This window comes from Lysinibacillus sp. NPDC056185 (assembly GCF_047737915.1).
Lineage (GTDB): Bacteria > Bacillota > Bacilli > Bacillales_A > Planococcaceae > Lysinibacillus.
The window spans coordinates 1-1007 of the sequence record NZ_JBLLLQ010000126.1 but is presented as its reverse complement, the minus strand read 5'-3'; the positions used below and the strand labels follow the sequence as shown (position 1 = coordinate 1007).

The window sequence follows — 1007 nt, the reverse complement described above, 5'->3', positions numbered from 1 at the left end:
TGTCGCCACCCTCGACCCCGTCGGCATCCTCACGCCGGCGCAGCGCCCGACGTACACGGCCGCGCAGGTCGGCGCCATTGCCACCACCGCGAAGGGCGCAGCAAACGGTGTTGCGGGCCTCGATTCGGGGTCCCGCGTTCCACTCGCCAATCTGCCCGACGTAGCGATACCTGCATCGTTCGCCCCGGCCGACCTTGGCCTCAAGGCGTGGGCGTTCGACCCGGCCGTCGCCATCTCGACCACCGCGTTCACGGGCAATGCTTCGCTGCGCTTCACCGCGGTGGTGCTGCGGCAGACCACGACCGTAGGCAAGATCGTGTTCCAGGTCGGCGGGTACGCCGGCACGATGAACGCCGGCTCGTGGTCCGCCATCTACGACAGCACCGGGGCCCGGAAAGCAACCACCGCCGACATGGCTGGCGTGGCCGTCATCCCCGGCGTCCACAACGCTGGTGGGGCTGCCGTGTCCGCCGCGCTCACCGCAAATGTGAGCCTGCCAGCCGGTCTGTACTACATCGCTTACACCTTCCGGTACTCGGCCAGCGACGGCCCCATGCTCCTGCAGCTGGAGAACAGCGCCGGCGCCCCGCCGAACGTCTTCGGCACGCCGGGCGTGAAGCGGTTCGGTGTCTACACGGCGACCGTTCCGACGTCCGCGCCCGCGACCGTCACCCTGACCAGCATCGAAAACGGCGCCAACCGGTTCTGGGCTGGCCTCGCCTGACCCCCACCAAGACCCGCGCCATCCGGCCCGGGGCGTTTCTCATCTCTGGAGGCATTCATGGCCACCCCACTGACCGCCGCCACGTTCCTGGCCGCTCTGCGCGCCGAGGGCGTGACTGTCGTCGAGGTCGGCGCCTGGCGGACCCACAACCGCAACCACATGGGCGCCTGGGGCCCGGTGAACGGGGTGGTGATCCACCACACCGTCACCAAGGGCACTGCCTCCACCGTGGGCATGTGCCGGGACGGCTACACCGACCTGCCTGGCCCGCTCTGTCACGGCG

Annotated in this window: 2 protein-coding genes; both read left to right on the top strand. The window is 69.8% G+C overall.

Annotation, left to right across the window (positions count from 1 at the left end; genetic code table 11):
• A partial coding sequence (locus ACMZ42_RS27370; protein WP_415733481.1) for a hypothetical protein occupies positions 1-724 on the top strand: 724 nt, incomplete at its 5' end.
• 57 nt (positions 725-781) lie between these two features.
• A partial coding sequence (locus ACMZ42_RS27365) for a hypothetical protein (RefSeq protein ID WP_415733480.1) occupies positions 782-1007 on the top strand: 226 nt, incomplete at its 3' end.